The sequence below is a fragment of the Ensifer sp. NM-2 genome, assembly GCF_003024455.1.
GTDB lineage: Bacteria > Pseudomonadota > Alphaproteobacteria > Rhizobiales > Rhizobiaceae > Ensifer > Ensifer canadensis.
The window spans coordinates 16,764-32,838 of the sequence record NZ_PVZR01000013.1; the positions used below are offsets into that span (position 1 = coordinate 16,764).

The 16,075-nt window shown below is 60.4% G+C and carries 16 protein-coding genes and 2 pseudogenes; 8 read left to right on the forward strand and 10 right to left on the reverse strand.

Annotated features, from left to right (window positions below; all coding sequences use genetic code 11):
- Positions 1-71: 71 nt before the first annotated feature.
- Positions 72-812: pseudogene (locus tag C6558_RS40925) on the forward strand (PLP-dependent cysteine synthase family protein); the annotation flags it as partial.
- Positions 813-874: 62 nt separating this feature from the next.
- Here C6558_RS40925 and C6558_RS23290 read toward each other — a convergent pair.
- From C6558_RS23290 to C6558_RS23315, 6 genes are all read right to left on the reverse strand, one after another.
- Positions 875-2,500, reverse strand: coding sequence for a tripartite tricarboxylate transporter permease (locus tag C6558_RS23290; protein WP_082523792.1), 1,626 nt, complete (start codon positions 2,498-2,500; stop codon positions 875-877).
- A gap of 2 nt (positions 2,501-2,502) precedes the next feature.
- On the reverse strand, positions 2,503-2,934 hold the full coding sequence (locus C6558_RS23295) for a tripartite tricarboxylate transporter TctB family protein (RefSeq protein ID WP_057211026.1): 432 nt from the start codon (positions 2,932-2,934) through the stop codon (positions 2,503-2,505).
- Positions 2,931-3,890: a tripartite tricarboxylate transporter substrate binding protein gene (locus tag C6558_RS23300; RefSeq protein ID WP_057211024.1), complete on the reverse strand. Its 960-nt coding sequence runs from the start codon at positions 3,888-3,890 to the stop codon at positions 2,931-2,933. Before C6558_RS23300 ends, C6558_RS23295 begins: the two co-directional genes overlap by 4 nt.
- Positions 3,891-3,939: 49 nt before the next feature.
- Positions 3,940-4,995, reverse strand: a complete 1,056-nt coding sequence (locus tag C6558_RS23305; protein ID WP_158268946.1) for a pyridoxal-phosphate dependent enzyme — start codon at positions 4,993-4,995, stop codon at positions 3,940-3,942.
- Positions 4,996-5,186: 191 nt separating this feature from the next.
- Complete coding sequence (locus C6558_RS23310; RefSeq protein ID WP_057211020.1) at positions 5,187-6,380, reverse strand: Xaa-Pro peptidase family protein; 1,194 nt, start codon at positions 6,378-6,380, stop codon at positions 5,187-5,189.
- Positions 6,370-7,191 (reverse strand): IclR family transcriptional regulator, encoded by an 822-nt coding sequence (locus C6558_RS23315; RefSeq protein ID WP_337797752.1) that lies wholly within the window; start codon positions 7,189-7,191, stop codon positions 6,370-6,372. The genes C6558_RS23310 and C6558_RS23315 overlap by 11 nt, the downstream gene beginning before the upstream one ends.
- A 95-nt stretch (positions 7,192-7,286) precedes the next feature.
- On the opposite strand from C6558_RS23315, the gene C6558_RS23320 reads away from it, so the two are divergent.
- A complete protein-coding gene (locus C6558_RS23320) occupies positions 7,287-7,538 on the forward strand; it encodes a helix-turn-helix domain-containing protein (RefSeq protein ID WP_057211016.1) in 252 nt (83 codons plus the stop codon).
- Here C6558_RS23320 and C6558_RS23325 read toward each other — a convergent pair.
- Complete coding sequence (locus tag C6558_RS23325) at positions 7,522-7,761, reverse strand: helix-turn-helix transcriptional regulator (RefSeq protein ID WP_337797753.1); 240 nt, start codon at positions 7,759-7,761, stop codon at positions 7,522-7,524. The two genes, C6558_RS23320 and C6558_RS23325, sit on opposite strands and share 17 nt — an antisense overlap.
- 177 nt (positions 7,762-7,938) lie before the next feature.
- Between C6558_RS23325 and C6558_RS23330 the strand changes: the two genes are divergently transcribed.
- The 4 genes from C6558_RS23330 to C6558_RS23345 all read left to right on the forward strand — a co-directional run bounded on the left by C6558_RS23330 (position 7,939) and on the right by C6558_RS23345 (position 11,040).
- Positions 7,939-8,586 (forward strand): LuxR family transcriptional regulator, encoded by a 648-nt coding sequence (locus C6558_RS23330; protein WP_158268947.1) that lies wholly within the window; start codon positions 7,939-7,941, stop codon positions 8,584-8,586.
- Between the two features lie 138 nt (positions 8,587-8,724).
- Entirely contained in the window at positions 8,725-9,348 is a 624-nt protein-coding gene (locus C6558_RS23335; RefSeq protein WP_107027727.1) for an acyl-homoserine-lactone synthase, read from the forward strand.
- 703 nt (positions 9,349-10,051) lie between these two features.
- Positions 10,052-10,537, forward strand: coding sequence for an antitoxin Xre/MbcA/ParS toxin-binding domain-containing protein (locus C6558_RS23340; RefSeq protein ID WP_057211010.1), 486 nt, complete (start codon positions 10,052-10,054; stop codon positions 10,535-10,537).
- Complete coding sequence (locus C6558_RS23345) at positions 10,534-11,040, forward strand: RES family NAD+ phosphorylase (RefSeq protein WP_057211008.1); 507 nt, start codon at positions 10,534-10,536, stop codon at positions 11,038-11,040. The genes C6558_RS23340 and C6558_RS23345 overlap by 4 nt, the downstream gene beginning before the upstream one ends.
- 59 nt (positions 11,041-11,099) lie before the next feature.
- Here the strand turns inward: C6558_RS23345 and C6558_RS23350 are convergent.
- From C6558_RS23350 to C6558_RS23360, 3 genes and pseudogenes are all read right to left on the reverse strand, one after another.
- Positions 11,100-11,360 (reverse strand): annotated as a pseudogene (locus tag C6558_RS23350) (DUF2493 domain-containing protein); the annotation flags it as partial.
- Between the two features lie 94 nt (positions 11,361-11,454).
- Positions 11,455-14,019 (reverse strand): relaxase/mobilization nuclease domain-containing protein, encoded by a 2,565-nt coding sequence (locus C6558_RS23355; RefSeq protein ID WP_107027728.1) that lies wholly within the window; start codon positions 14,017-14,019, stop codon positions 11,455-11,457.
- Positions 14,009-14,479 carry a plasmid mobilization relaxosome protein MobC gene (locus C6558_RS23360; RefSeq protein ID WP_107027729.1) on the reverse strand — a complete coding sequence of 157 codons (471 nt, stop codon included), beginning with the start codon at positions 14,477-14,479 and terminating at the stop codon, positions 14,009-14,011. The genes C6558_RS23355 and C6558_RS23360 overlap by 11 nt, the downstream gene beginning before the upstream one ends.
- Before the next feature lie 385 nt (positions 14,480-14,864).
- On the opposite strand from C6558_RS23360, the gene C6558_RS23365 reads away from it, so the two are divergent.
- Together C6558_RS23365 and C6558_RS23370 are read left to right on the forward strand one after the other, a co-directional pair.
- A complete protein-coding gene (locus tag C6558_RS23365) occupies positions 14,865-15,581 on the forward strand; it encodes a ParA family protein (protein WP_107027730.1) in 717 nt (238 codons plus the stop codon).
- An 11-nt stretch (positions 15,582-15,592) separates the two neighbouring features.
- Positions 15,593-16,024, forward strand: coding sequence for a DUF932 domain-containing protein (locus C6558_RS23370; protein WP_244494314.1), 432 nt, complete (start codon positions 15,593-15,595; stop codon positions 16,022-16,024).
- Positions 16,025-16,075 lie beyond the last annotated feature (51 nt).

Here is a 16,075-nt window from a genome sequence, read left to right on the forward strand (position 1 = left end):
GGCTTTCAGCCTTCGAGCTTCCCAGAATGGTTCCCATGCATGCCAACCTCTATGCTGCGTGCTTCCAGCTCATGAAGCTTCTTCCCGCGCGGTTCATGCTCGACCGGGCCGAAGATGTCGGCAGGCTGAAACCCGGGGGACATATCGTCGAGACAACGTCCGGCACGTTCGGAATGGCATTGGCCATGCTGGCTGCCGTGCGCGGCTACAGACTATCGCTGGTTACCGCCTCCAGTCTGATCGACGCGGACTTCGCGCGCAGGCTCCGGGACCTCGGCACCATGCTGACAATCACCGACGATCCGGAAGGTTCCGGCAATCAGCAACTTCGACTGGAGCGGCTTGCGGAAATACAAAAAATCTTTCCCGGCAGTTTCTGGCCCAATCAGTATGACAATCCGGACAATCCCCTCGCCTATGCAGCGGTCGCAGAGCATCTCATCCGGACAGTTGGGTCAATCGATTGTCTGGTGGCGTGCGTCGGCTCGGGCGGATCGATCAGCGGCACGGCGCATTTTCTTCGGGTGGTTTCTCCGGAAACCCATGTGATTGCGGTCGATACCCACGGCAGCATCCTTTTCGGGCAGCCACCGGCTCCGCGAAAATTGCGAGGAATGGGCAACAGCATCGTGCCGAGGAACCTTCGGCACGATCTTGTCGACGAGGTTCATTGGGTCGGCGCCCGGATTGCGGTGGAGGCCGCCTTCAATCTCTTCCGCTCCCACGGCCTGTTTGTAGGGCCGACAAGCGGGGCGGCATTCCTCGTTGCCGACTGGTACGCCCGCGCAAATCCTGAGGCGAAGATCGTCTTTCTGCTTCCTGACGAGGGGCATCGCTACAACGCAGTTTATGCCGCTCTGCCCTGCCTTGAGGATCAACGCTCATCTTCTTGCTTCGAGACTGGCGGACCGATCCTGATCGACCGGATCGTCGCCGGTAGCGAGGCCGACTGGTTTCGGTTTGCCTGGGCTCGCAGGTCCATCGAGGACGTCATAGCTAGGCCACTTCGGACATGACGTGCTCTCCGGCCGCTGATCAGCGGCACTAAGAGGATGGCGATGGCTGCTATGCTGAACGCGACGGCAATCGGACTGTTCATGAAGACATTAAATTCTCCCGCACTAAGAATGATGCTTTGCTGGAGGTTCTGTTCCAGAAGCGATCCGAGCAGAAAGGCCAGCAAGAGCGGCGCGAGTTCGAAACCGGCTCGCTGCAGCGCGTAAGCCGCAAATCCGCAGACCATCATCACCCCCACGTCGAACAGGCTGTTGTTGATGCTGAAGGCGCCGATCGCGCAGAAGACTAGAATCAGCGGCGTGAGAAGCGCCGCTGGTACCCGCAACAGCAGCACGAAGATGCGCACAAGAGGCATGTTGAGCACTAGTAGCATCGCGTTTCCGACCAGCATGCTGGCAATCACGCCCCAGAACAGATCGGGGTGGTCCGCGATCAATGAAGGTCCCGGGGTGACGCCCTGCATGAGAAGCGCGCCCATGATCACCCCGATAACGGCGTTCGCGGGAAGACCCAGGCAAAGTAGCGGGATAAAGCTCGCCTGTGCTGCCGCATTGTTGGCGCTTTCCGGCCCGGCCACACCTTCGATCGCTCCTTTTCCGAACCGGTGCGGCGCGCGGGAAATCTTCTTCTCCATCACGTAACTTGCAAAGCTCGCTATCAAAGCCCCGCCGCCGGGAAGGAGACCAAGGAAAAATCCCAGCGCGGAGCCGCGCGATATCGGGCCGGCCGCGGCCCGCCAATCGGACCGGGTGGGCAACAGGTCACGGAGCCGATACCTATCGAAGCTGCTCGTCCCGGGCGGCCGTTTTCGCTCCGCTGCGACAAGCACCTCGCTCACTCCGAACATACCCATTGCGAGGACAGCGATATCGATGCCGTCACGCATATCGGCGGTGCCGAATGTGAACCTTTCTTCGCCGGTGACAAGATCCACCCCGACAGTGGACAGGAGGAGACCAAGGCCAATCATGACCCAGGCCCTTGCCCGGGATCCGCTGCCGACCGAGGCTGCAAGGGTTAGTCCAAAGAAGACCAGGGCGGTCTTCTCGATTGGGCCGAAACGAAGAGCGACGTCGGCAAAGGCAGGGCCTACCAGAGCGATGCCGAATGTGGCGGCGATGCCGGCGATGAAACTTGCGGAGGCCGACATGCCGAGAGCGGCGCCCGCCCGCCCCTGTCGTGTCATCGCATAACCGTCGAGCGACGTGATCGCACTTGCGGCCTCGCCAGGCACGCGGATCAGGATGGAGGTGATCGACCCGCCATACATTGCGCCGTAATAGATCGCCGCCAGAAGGATGATCGCGGCCGTCTGGTCGAGCGATACGGAAATTGGAAGGAGGAGGCTGACTGTTGCGGTGGGGCCGAGTCCCGGCAGCACGCCGACGGCCGTGCCGATTACGACCCCGATCAACGCGACAAGGAGATTGGATGGTTCGATCGCAACGAGCAGGCCGCCAAGAAGATTGATGATTGAGTCCATGGTCAACTCCAGAAACCGGCAGGCAGGGGCACGCCTAGGAGCCTCTCGAAGACCGCCCAGCATGCGAAGGTCGTGCCCGACGCGATGGCGAGGGCTTGTGGCCAGCGCAACCGCTCAACGATGGCCACGACCAAGCTAAGAAAGACGAAGATTGCGGGCAGCGTCCCGGCGATGCTAAGCAGCCCCACAAATCCGATGATGGCGACGCCATATCCGAGGAAGCGAGGGATCTCGATCCTCTCGTCCATTCCCTCCTGACGCCATCCTTCCCGCATCGTCGCGGCCAGCGCCACGAGAAGAAGGATTGCCGCCGCTACGGGGAAGAGACCCGGCCCAGGCATCCCGTGTTTCCAGACCCCAAGCGAAAGGGATGAGCTGATCGCGACGATCGACACGACGACCAAGCACGCGGCGACAATCGATGCGAGCCTCATGGCCGCAGCCCCAGAAGCTCGATCTGTTTCCCGATCTCGCGATAGTTCCGGGCGATCTCTTCGTGAAAAGCCTGGCCTTCCTGGAAAGTCGCCTGGCCGCCCAAAGTTTCCAGGAACCGCTTGTAGAGGTCGGTCCTGGTCATGACGCGAAGAGAGTCCTGCCAGTATTGCAGTACCTGTGCCGGCAATTTTGCCGGTCCGAAGAGCCCGTAGGCACTAGCGACGGAAAGCGGATAGCCGAGCTGCTTGAAGGTCGGGACATCGGGATGCCCGCTCACCGGCTCCGGCCCGGTTTCGACCAGAAGCCGCACCTTGCCGGCCTTGAGATGAGCTGCAAAGTCCGAGGAAACCACCATATCGATATGTCCGCCAAGGAGAGCGGTGATCGCATCTGCTCCGCCAGAAAATGGGACGAAAGCGGCTGTGACGCCCTCTTTGCGGAATGCCGCCTCGGTCGCAATATGGCCGATGCCGCGAGGGGCGGCAGTCGCCCAACGCAGCTTTCCGGGATTGTCCCTCCCGAACTTAATAAGATCGGGCCACTCCTTGAAAGGACTATCCGTTCGGACAAAAGCGGGAATGGCGATGTTCGAATAGGCCGCGATATAGGAGAAGTCGCGCAGAGGATCATAGGGTAGCGACTGCAGATGCGGTGCAACGAGAAGCGGGCTTGCCGAATAGAGCGACAACACCGTTCCATCGGCCTTGGCACGCCGGATCTGATCGGTCGCAATGGTTCCGCCGGCGCCGGGCCGGAATTCGACGCCGACCGGATATGAGTCCGTCAGCTTGACGTGCTCCGCCGCAACGCGGGCGGCCAAATCACCGGCCCCGCCTGCAGAGAAACCGACGACGATCGTCGCATTGTCGGTGGGCGCAGGATTCGCCTGGGCGAACGAGATTTTCGAAAACGCCGCCAGAGTTGCGGACGTGAAGAGAAATGAGCGCCTATTCATAGAGCTCCCCCTTGTTGGTCAGGACAGATTTCTTTTGCGGTGGCGACGCTTACACAAGCAGAGTTTGTTCAATTTCGTCCCAGGCAGCAGACGGCCTGGCATACGCCTTTACGGCTGGAATCGCCTGTTGCGAGATATCGAAATCTTTCATTCCGGAGGCCGTGATCACGGCCGCCACACAATCCGGACCGGCAATGACGCCGGTCCGGCGAAGTGTATCGATGGCGACAAGCGGTGCCACAGCCGACAGTTCGGCGAAAATACCCTCAAGCATCGCCAGGTCCCGTTGCGCCGCGAGCAGGCGGTCGTTGTCAACTGAGCAGGCAATCCCTCGGGATTGCCGCAGGGCGCGCAGCGCCTGGAAACTGCTCTGGGTGGCGCCGATCGACAGGGCAACGGTAGCGAAAGGCCGCGCCATTGCGGCGACTTGGTCGGACCCGCAGCTCATCGCCGAGTCCAGCGAGCCGTAAACCTCCGCCGCGATCAGGCGCGGGAGTTTTCGGACGAGACCGGCGTTGAACGCTTCCTTGAAGCCTTCCCAGACCCCGCTCAACACGTCGCCGTAGCAGACGGGAAGCGCACACCAGTCGAGATCCTGACCATTCATCTGTTCCGCCAACTCGAACGCAATGGTCTTGTAGCCCTCGACACCGATAGGATGGCTTCCAACCACCGGTGCGCTGAACGGAGAGGCGACCACCCATCCCCGGCGCTCCCAGCCCTCGGCCAGGAATTTCCACCGATCCATCTTCTCGTCGAACGGCACAACCGTCGCACCGAAGGCTCGGATCTGAGCGAGCATCGGAGCCGGTCCCCCGTTAAACGTGGAGACGATACATTGAAGACCGGCATGCGCCGCATAAGCCGCCAATGAGGCTCCAGCATTTCCGGATGACGCAGTGGCGATTGTCGAATATCCGCGCTGCCTTGCATAGGAGGTGAGGACTGCGGAAAACCGATCCTTGTGCGAGCCGGTCGGGTTGCGGCTCTCGTCTTTGATCAGAAGCCGTTTGACATCGAATTTGGTTCCCAAGCGCTCCGCCGGCGAGAGGGGTGTGAGGCCCTCGCCCAGAGAAACCGTCGCGCTGCTTTCGATTGGCAGCATCGAACCGTACCGCCACATCGAGGGGATATGGGTAAAGCCGTGATCCGCCTGCGGCCAACGAGTCTCGTAGATCGGCCGCAGGTTCGAAGGCGCGGTCGCAGCACAGCGTGGGCAACCGCGTGAGTCGATTGGGAAACCGGATGGATAGGTTGCCTCGCAACGCAGACAGGATAGGTGCTCGATAACGACGGTCATGGCGCAATCACTTTAATATCTCCGGAGGATGTCAGCCGCTCGGCGCCTTGCCCGGTGACGACGAACATGTCCTCGACTTGCAGCCCATACGAGCCGATCATGTAAAAAGGCGTCTCGATGCACAGCACCATTCCCTCTTCGAGAACGTCTTTCGAGCCGGGAGCAAGGAGTGGAGCATCGTAGCCATCGAGCCCGATACCGTGGCCGACGTGATTTCTTCGGTATCGATCGAGACCTGCGTCCTGAACGGCGCGCATGATCTCGCCGAAAAGTTCGCTGGCGCTCAGGCCCGGTCTGACAATCGAGGCGCCGTGTTCGACACCGGCCCGTAGCGCGGCGTACTGGCTGCGCAGTCCGGAACTAGGCTCTCCGAAAGACGCGATCCTCGCGATATCGGCTCGATAGTGTTGATACCGCCCACCGACGTCGAAGCGGATGATGTCGTCCGGCCTCAGTGAGCGTTGCGAAGGCTGAACATTCATCAGGGCGCTCCGCTCACCGAACCCGATACAGCCAAGGATTGGTAACGTATCCTCTCGGACGGTCTTCTCGTGAAATACGCGGGCCATTTCGATCTCTGTGATTCCAGCCCGCGCAACGGCCAAGGCCGCCTCTACGGATATTTCCGCGACTTTGCCGACGCGCCGAAGCCGCTCGATCTCCGAGGGGCTTTTGACGGATCGAGTAGATCGGAAGAGCGGCTGTGCATCGATGAAGGATGCTTGCGGGCATTTGGCGCTGAGCTGCTCGAGATAGCCGGGAGACAGGCCTGATAGATCCAGCCCTATTCGGGCCTTTCTCAGGCCAAGCTCCTCAAGCTCTGCGGCCAGTGCCTCAACGGGACTTGCATGCTCCCGAAGGGACTGCATCTCCGCGAGCCGCCGGCTCGTAAGGTCGTTTTCGACGTCGGCGCCGACTTCGACCGCAAACTCGCCATAACGCGCGACGCGCGCAGCCCAGACATTCTGATCGGCAATCAGATCGAGCGTCCCGCTGCTCGTGATTACGCTGGACCTCGTCTCCGCGTCGGCCCGTGGCCAGACAGCGTAGGCTTGTGGGCCCGGGCGGATCCATTGTGGCAATGCCCAGAAGCCGCTGAGATAGGTGACATTTTCCGCGCCGGTGGCGATGACGGCATCCAGGCCTTCGGCATCCATATTGCGCTCGAGGCGCGATAGATTAAGCAGCATCGGATTTCTCGCTTACGTTCGCGCGCACGACGCCGCGCGCCATTTCAATCGCTGCGGCCGCCGCCATGACCCTCTCGCCGACGGCGGCGACGGCAAGGTTGGGTTGCGCCGCGCGGGGGAAAGCAACGCTGATCGCAGCCACGATCACCCCCTTCGCATTGCGGAGAGGGGCACCAATCGAGAAGATGCCGGGAATATTCTCGTTGAGGGCTGTGGTGTATCCCACGCTTCGAGCGCGCCGCAGCTGGTCCATCAGTTTCTCAGGATCGGTGACAGTGCGTGGCGTCCTGCGTACGAAGGGCTCCTCGGCAGCGAGGGCGCGGATATCGTCGTCACTGCAATCGATCAGCAGCGCTTTTCCCAGTGCTGTTGAATGCAGGAACATGCTCTCACCCGGCGTTGCGCGAATGACCAAGGAACCATTGCTCTGCACCGCGGCAAGGTAGAAGGCCTTACTGCCTCGACGGGCGCCGAGGAAGCCGTTCAGGTCGTTGCTCTGCGCAAGCAAACGCAGCTCGGCGTCGGCCAGGGCGATCAACTCGTCCTGTTCGAGTAACGTGCGAGCGAGATTGAGTATCTCGTGTCCCGCACAATATCTCTTGGTGGATTCAATCTGATCGACAAACCCTTGCGCACACAGCGTATGAAGCAGGCGTTGGATGCTTGAAGGGCTTTGTTCAACCCGCCTCGCGATCTCGCGAACGCCGAGTGGCTCAGACGAGCTCGCGACGGCTTTCAGAACCATGAGCCCTCGCTCCAAAGACATATTTCCCTGCATTTTATTGTCCCGCTCCTGCGTACATCGTTCCATTTTTTAAATTAGGTCAGATATGAGCAGGCCCTGTCAATTAAAAATGTGCACTAAAGTTTGTCGTCCTATAGTTTGCACCCGCGCATCCATGACGCATGGACATCAGGGTGATAATCGGGAAAAACATCCAGCGCTTTAGGAGAGAGCGATCGCTCTCTCAGGAAGAACTGTCGTTTCGATCGGATTCCTCGAGGGCCTACATCAGCGGGCTCGAAGCAGGCAGAAGGAATCCAACTGCTCTCTCCCTTGTCAAATTCGCCGAAGCACTTGGGGTCACGGTCGTGGAGCTCATAACCGACCACGATGCAGACAGAAAAACCAAAAAGTCGATCAAGGCGAGTGAGTGAGATCTCTATCTACAAGAGCCTGTGGATCTGTCATGAGCGCAATTGCCAGGGCCTCGAGCGTGTCGACGGTGGGAGCGCTTTCTTCTCGCTCTAATTTACCAACATAATTGCGATCCAGCCCTGCGAGTTGCGCTAACTCGGACTGTGACATCCCTGAGCGGTGGCGCAAAATACGCAGATTTCTCGCAAATACCGATCTCAGGCGCATACCTCCATTTGTCATAAACGCCACTCGGAACCCACCTACTATAGTAAGCAATCGATAATCCCCCGATTGTCGACCGTTCAGTTCACAACTAAATCGAGAAGATTAGTTTATGCGGGTTGTGCGATGCGGAATTCTTGGGAAGCGCTTAGCCTTTTCTCCGACGCTGTTACACAAGCGACGACGCCCCGAGGGGTGGGCGAAGCTCTTCGAAATCTTCTGGAGCCATTCGGATTTGATGCCTGTCTGGTCGCTCTTCTGTCTCCGACCGTGGAGTCTGTCTGGACACCGCAGGTTCTCGCGGATCTTTGGCCAAAAAGCTGGTCGGTGCACTACTTTGAAAACAAACTCGTTACCCATGATCCATGCGCGTCGCTGTGTCTTAGGACAGATCAGTTGTTCAGCTGGCGCAGCGTTACGCACCGGAGGCTGCCACAAGCGGAATATGAGGTCATGAAATCGGCGGAAGCATTCGGCCTGAGAGACGGTTTCTGCCTGCCGGTCCACGGTGCGAATGGACAAATCGGCGTTGTCTCCATCGCCGGCGGCGAAATCGAACAACGGCCCCCGCTTCGCTTTCTCATCGAGGCCGCGGGCTTCTGTGGTTACCAGAAGATACTGCGCCTGAAAGAGGAAACGGCACATCCAGTTCTGACAAAAAGGCAGGCCGAGATCTGCGACTGGATCGCCTCGGGAAAGACCGCCTCAGAGACGGCAACAATCCTCGGCATATCGGAGGCAACTGTCGAACGGCATTTGCGTGACACTCGCGAACGTCTCGGCACCGTGAACTCGGTGCATACGATCGTGACAGCGATCAAACGTCGAGAGATCCGCATCTGAGACCAGGAACGGCGGGCGGGTGGGATAACCATGCCTACAACCAAAGATCACATTTTGTTGACGACACATGCTCATTTTCCTGAGTATCGGCGGCGACGTTCCATCGATATCGTTTCTTCCTAAAGCGAGTGAGGGAACATGAAAGTAGTCGCCATACAGGGGTCGGCGTCGTGCCAGACAATGATCTGGCTAAGACAGTCTTACAGGCTGCGCGCCAAGGTCTTCCACCATCGGCTTGGTTGGAAGGTGACCGTCTCTCGGGATGAAGAAACCGACATCTTCGATCAATTGTCGCCTGACTATCTGCTGGTTGTCGACGCTCGAGATCATGTCGTCGGGACGGTGAGATTTCTACCGACGCACGGGTTAACCATGCTCTCGACTGTCTTCTCCTACCTGTTGACCAACAGCCCATCTCTGCCTGCAGGCCTGGTCGAAGCATCACGTTTCTGCGTCGACACTGAAAGATGCCGAAACCAGGAGTTTATCAATCTGGCGACTCGAAGCCTTTTCGCCGGCATGGTGGATTGGGCATTACAGCGCCACTATCCGCAAATCGCGGCCGTCGTGGACCTTCGAATGGAACGCGTTCTAAGACGCGCGGGATGGTCCCTTGCAAGGATATCCATCCCGCACTCGATGGGACGGGTTACCGGCGTGGCCGGCTATTTGCCGGTCAGTCAGGAAGTCCTCTTCGCGCTTCGGCCGTCCAATTACGTTTTCAGCGATCGGAGCGGCGATACTTTTGTACACAATTGTTGACGCCAGCATACATCAACTTGTCCAAACCTCTTGAGCGCGGTGCAAGCCGATCTACCGATCCCAGAAGCGGAGCAGTCCTCGGTTTCACTTTCCGTAAACGCGACGATCGAGAACCTACGTTTCACTTCGCTCCGGCCGAAGAGTGACCATCGTCTCTACTAGGGTCAACAGCGACTCGACCGCATCAAGGGGAAGCGTCTCCACGATTTTGATCGGCTTACGGCGACTCTCGGCCTCGGCCAGTGTTTTGCCCAAACGATAAGAGCAGCGGCCATGATCAAATCTATTGGCGAAAAATCAAGTAGTTCACTGAGGTGAATCAATCGCGTGACGTGCATCTTCGTCTCGCTGCGCTCATAGCGGCCGTCCGCAAGTAGCGCAATGTAGTGACATATCATTTGCAGCGTCAACGGCCCATTTGAATGTGCCGGCGCCTCAAGGGCCAAAGATGATTCGATGCATGATTACTTTTGCACTGACTTGTTTCGCCTCGTTGAGCATCACGCTCAAAGAGTTCCCGATCCATCTCGGCGCGGGTTTCGGCCGCCATACCTTCGCTGAGCGAACACAAAAGTGTGGCGTGAAACTGCCTGCCCCGCAAAGCCGCAGTGACGCGGTCGAGGCTGTCGGCTTCCACGGACCTATTGAAAGAAGTCGCGCCAGCTGTCATATATGGAACGACAGATGACGTAGGAGATGCACGATGGCACTTGCGGTGGAAAATGGCTTCCCGGAAGCAACCGGCGGAGAATTGCAGAAGGTCGCAGCGTTGCTCGGCGGAACGCGTGTCCTGTCGCGCCGTCTGACGAGTGCGCTCGATGCCCATGAGCTCCTGCTGCATGGCTTGCCGGCTTCGGCGATCGATCACCTCGTCGGAAGCCTGCTCTTCATCGGCAAGACCGAATCCCTCGAAAAGGCCGTCGGCATGAGCTTGCGGACGTGGCAGCGGCGCAGGGATGCGCCGTCCAAGCCGCTTAGCCAGGAGCAAAGCGGGCGGGCATGGAAGTTCGCCGAGATCCTGGCAAAGGCGACGGATGTCCTGGGAACGCAGGCGGAAGCCGAGCAATGGCTGGAGCGTCCGGCAATCGGGCTCGACCAGCGCCGCCCGATCGATCTTTTGGGAACGCCCGCCGGCGTCGAACTCATCGAGGACTATCTCCAACGGCTCGAATACGGCGTCTATGCATGACGCCTCTGCCGATTGCGCTCGGTGGTTCCGAGCTGATTGCATGGCGGCTCGACCAAGCCGCCTATGCCCCGACCTGGGATAGTGGGGAAGGCGCCTATCGTGTCGGCGGGCGCTGGAACAGCAGGGGCATGCGCGCGGTCTATTGCTCGATCGACCCGTCGACGGCGATCCTTGAGGTCGCGGTCCATAAAGGTTTTCGCGTGCTTGATACCGTTCCGCATGTTCTGACGGCGGCCGTGGTCGCTGACATCTCCGCGGTGCATGTCGTCGATCCTTCCAGCGTTCCCAATCCGAACTGGCTGCGCCCCGGCATCCCGAGCGCGGGCCAACAGGCGTTCGGCGACGATCTGCTTCGCCGGCATCGCTTTGTCGCGATCCCGAGCGCGGTGTCGGCGCATAGCTGGAACCTGGTCTTCGTGGCAAGCGCCGCCACCGAGGCCTATGCGCTGAAGTTCCAGGAGGCTTTCGCTCTCGATACAAGGCTGCACCCACCATCGGCATGATGCGAGCGCGACCGGGCACAACTCGTGGCCGGTCGTAGAGTGCCTTGTGGTCATGGCGCTCACGCGTCGGTGATCCCGGACCCCGAGAAGATGATGACGCCGGCGGGCATGATCGAGAGCATGTCGTCGTTGCGGCGGAAGGGAGCCGCCTTGGCGTGCTTCGTCCAGTTCGGCTTGAAGGTGATCTGGGTCACCTTGCGGCTTTCCGCCCAGCAGGCGGCAATGCGCTCGGCGCCCTTCAGCGAACCGCCGTGCAGCAGGACCATGTCCGGGAATTTGGCGCGGGCGCGATCGAGCGCATCAAAGACGCGTTCGTGATCAGGTCGCCTCTCGGCAGGCGGTCGGCCGAGCAATATTGATGATGTCGCCACGGGCGGCGGCCGAATCCCCCACATGAGGGAGACTACAGACGGATCAGCGCTCCGCGCCATCGCGGTCATTGCTGCGCTGGCGATCCTGCTCAGCCTGCCGGAGGATCTGCTGGCGCTGCTCGTCCTGGGCACCTTTGGCAGTGGCAGCCTGTTCCCGCGCCGCACGAGCGGCACGACCGGCGGCAATTGCCTGCTGCTGGGCGGCTATAGCAGGATCGACGGTCGGCGGCGCGGCCCGGTCCTGGGTGCGCGCCTCGTCGGCGCGGGCGGCCGGCGGTGTACCCCCTTCCCCTGCGGTGTCAGCGACCGATTGCATCTGCTGCATCTGGATGTCGCGGCGCTGCTCGGCAAAGAGCGCGGAGATTTCCTTGCGCATCTCCTCGACGGCCTGGCGCTCCGCACTACTGTCGACCATGGTCTCGAGGCGGTCCATCGATTTGTTCGCTCGAGAAACACGCTCGTCGAACTGTTCCAGCGATAGGGGCATGGTCTTTTCCTTCTGCTGTTGAATGAGGGTCTTGAGTGCCGCCGACGGCTCGCTCGACGGCGCGCCGGATCGCTGCGCAAAGGCTTCAAACCGCTTTTGAAGCCAGTGCGACGGTGAACCCTCCTTCGAGGAGCCCACCGCCTCGATGAATACGTCAGAACGCAGCCCCAGCTTGAGCATCCGCGCCTCGAAATCCCTGACGACGGACAGCGTCTCTCCGCCCGGGTCAAACTCGTCGTTCTGCTTGGCGAGTTCCCGCTCTATTTTGCTGACGCTCGCCGTTGTGGGCACCAGCACATAAATTGTCTTGCCGCCGGCCGAAACGAAGTTGCTATCGACGCCGGCCACCCGCTGGACGATCTCAATCATCGCGTCGCGGTCAGCGACCTCCTCCGTCTCCAGACGAAGGAGAGCAAAGCCGGCAGCGTGGCGCGGCGCTGGCTGCGCAGCTTGTCCGGCCGCCGCGGCTGCGAACCGGTCGGCCGCCGCGATCACCGACGGCTCCGCGCCGGCCTTCTTCAAGGCGTTTGCGGTTGCCTGCCATTTTGGAGCAAGCGCGAGGTTTCTATTTGTCAAGGAGGCGGGATCCACGACGCCGGCGCGCTTGCGCTCGACACGTTTGACGACAGATGAGGTTTTTAAGTAACGCGAATTGGTTTTGGCGCGCTCATAGGCGCCGGCCTGCGACTGGCTGTAAGGCCGTGTGGCCGCGACGTCTGCCCGCCGGGTGGCGACCATGGCGATGCCCTGTTCGCGTGCCTTGGCCGCAAAGCGCTCGCGCCATTCGTAGAGTTCCGGCTTCGTCAGGCGCAGCGCCTTGCCAAGGTCGTCTCGCGCCGTGATCATCGCATGAATATGCACATGGCCGGTTTCGGGGTGATACGCCGTGATCCAGCGATGCCCGGCGACCTGCTCGCTCAGAAAATCCCGCGCGGCCCGCTTCATCGCTTCCGGATCGGTTCCGGCCCGCGCCGAGAAGATGACATGGAAAGCATTACGTGGCTCGACGGTGCGAATGTGGGATGACCAGTCCCGCCAAATCCCATCCGCCTTTTCCTTGACGCTCGACCCGCGTTCGACCGGATCGCCTGAGCTCGTTGTGACACCCCTCTCGGTGCGAAGGAATTTTTCAAGGAAGTAGCGTCCGGATTTTTCGGAGACGGCGGCGCCGAGAATACGCACCTCGGCCGTCACTCCAGCGTCGGCCAATCGGCGTGCAAAACTGGCCTCCGCATTTTCGACAGCGCGTGCCGGGCCATCGCCCCGCTCCCGTATCTTCAACGCGCCCGCAATCGTCTTCGCCGGCAGGTCTGTCACCGCGTAGACCGAGACCTTGCCATCCGGATGCCGAGAATAGAGGAAAGGCTTTGAGCCGAACGCGGCATTCAGGGCGCGGTGAAACGCGGCATCGTCGACCGTATCGGCGACGGTAAAGGAAAATGTGGCCAGCGCGTTGACCGCATAGGCGTCACGGAATTCCCCGCCCCATTCGGCCAGCGCCGCGGCCCGGTCCTCGCGGCTTGCGACCGCGAGGCCATCCTGATCGTAGATCGGAATATCGACCTTGCCCCTGTCGCCGTTTTCCTTCTCGACTTCGCGGGTTCCGAGATAGGTCATCAGGCCCGCGGCCGAAGCCCGGCTCGATACCGTCGACGTCACCTTGATCACGACCGGCTGTGCACCGGCGGCAGTCGCTGCACGGCTCGCGGTTTCCGCTGAGGATCTATCCGTTGCGGCGCGGCGCGTGGAGATCGGTTGAGCCATGCGAGGCGCGGAAAGGCCTGCGCCCCCTCCCCCGCCGGCCGACTTCTTCAATTCATCTTCGTCATCCAGATTGCGGCCAGCACCCAAGGCACCGACGAGGGCGATGATACCTCGCTGCGATGCCTGGGACACCTGCAGGATCGACGCGATCGTCGGCTCGTTCGGCGGTATCGGACCTCGACGTGTCTTGCTCGCAATGCCGGACGGTACAAAGCGCTCCTGCGGCGCCTGCCCCGACATCGCGATACCGATCGCGCGCCGCCGGCGCAGTTCCTCGTCCTCGTCAATCAGCGACGATGCTCGACGGACGGTATAGGTCTCGATTGCGCCGAGCAGCCCGGACCAATCATGCGCCACGGCCAGTCCCCCTCCGCTCCCCACAGCTGATCCGCAGCATCAGGTCGACGTCGGCCCGCAGCCGAAACAGGCCGTCGAGAAGAGTGCGCAGCGCCGCGTCGAGATGCGGTTCATAGGCGACGCGCCCCTCATTCATCGCCCGGACCGCCTGGTTGAGATTGATACCGATCCGCCGCAGCTCCTCATTGGTGTCGCGCAGCGCGTCTGCCTCGGCCAGTCCAACCGGAAGCGGAAGGCCCGCCTGCTCACGAAACAGCAGCCGGATCACGTCGCTGGCGGTGCGGTCTTCTCCGCACAACACGGCGAGCGCCTCGCGCTCCTCGGGCTGAAGTCGGACCCTGACCACCTCGCTCCGCATCGTTTCCTTCCCGCTTGTCAGGTTGCCGGAGGCGACCCGGAGCGCCAGAGGCGCGAACCACAGCCCTGCCGGAGGCGGGGCAACGTCGAGTTTGTACCACAAACTTGACTATCCTGCCACAGAAAAGACAACTATAATTTATTCTCAATCTCAATCCGCAGATACCGACGATCTCGATCCGACCACCTCGGCCGATTGGCGCGAACCGACAAACTCCGGCGCGAACAATTACCCGTTGTTAACGCGCTCATACCCACTTGCAGCGCTGGCAACTGGTTATTCATCGTTGATAATCAACAATTAGCAGTGCACATGTTGTTCATCATTAATGGCCACATTGTTGATTGCCTATTGACCATTACCCGTCGTCAGCGGGCAATCATCGGTCATCAATCATCAATGGTGAACGAGCAACGGGCAATAATTACGTTGCGAAAGGCAACTTTTGTAATTAATTATAATTTATTCTTGAACTGAAGGAGCCACTATGATCGTCACTATCGCCAACCCGAAGGGCGGAACCGGGAAGACCACGCTCGTTCGCGCGCTTTCGGGGACGGCAGCCCATGCGGGCAATGACGTGTTTCTGATCGATGCCGATAGCCGCGCCAACACGATGCGCTGGGTCACGATGTCGAAACAGATGAATGTCTGGCCGGAGCGCCTGGAAGCGGAAAGCTGCCTCGACCCGAACCGCATCTACAAAATGGCGCTCGAGCGCCAACACCAGGGCAAAGTCGTCTTCATCGACATCGAGGGAACGACGAACGAGAACTTGTTCGCCGGCCTCTACTGCGCCGATATCGTTCTGATCCCGCTGCAGACGACCCAGGACGACGTCGTCGCCGGTATGCAACTCGCGCTCAATCACATCCCCGTGGTCGAGGAGGATCAGAAGCGCAAGCTCGCGGCGATGATCGTCATCAACCAGCACGATCTCGTCACCGGCCGGGCAAAGGCACACGAACCGCTACGCGAAATCCTGCGGGAAAGTGGGGTCGCCCTCGCATCCCAGCCAATAGCGCGGCGCGCCTCCTATCAATCGATTGGCGCGGCCGGAACGCTGCAGACCACGGCGAGGTCGGATCCGAAGGCGATCGCAGAAATGGAAACGCTGCTTGGCGAACTCCTCGCTCTCTATAGATCGACCGCGAAGGAGGCATCTACGCCCGAACCGCCCGCTTCGACACCGGCCGCGCCCTGACCGAAACTGAAATGCGCCACATCGCACCGTCAATCTTTGCCGTGACCGCCCATGAGAGCCGGTCCGAACGTTTCGAACCCATCCCGACCATCGAGGTATTGCGCGGCCTTATGAACGAAGGCTTCATGCCGGTCGGCGCCAAGCAGTCGCGCAGCCGCATCGAAGGCAAGGCCGATTTTACCAAGCACCTCATCCGGCTACGCCGCATCGATGACGGCAAGATTTACAATGTCGGGGATACGGTTTGCGAAATTCTCCTGAAAAACGCCAATGACGGAACCAGCGCCTACGAGCTGATGGCCGGGCTTTTCCGTGTCCGTTGCCTCAATTCCTTGGTGACGCAGACCGGCACCATCGATGCCAACAAGGTTCGCCATTCCGGTGACGTCCAACACAAGGTCATCGAAGGCACCTATCGCGTTCTCGGCCAGGCCCCACGATAAGCTACGGGTGTCATGCCGACCTCTCGGCGAGGCATATGGCGGACAACCAAG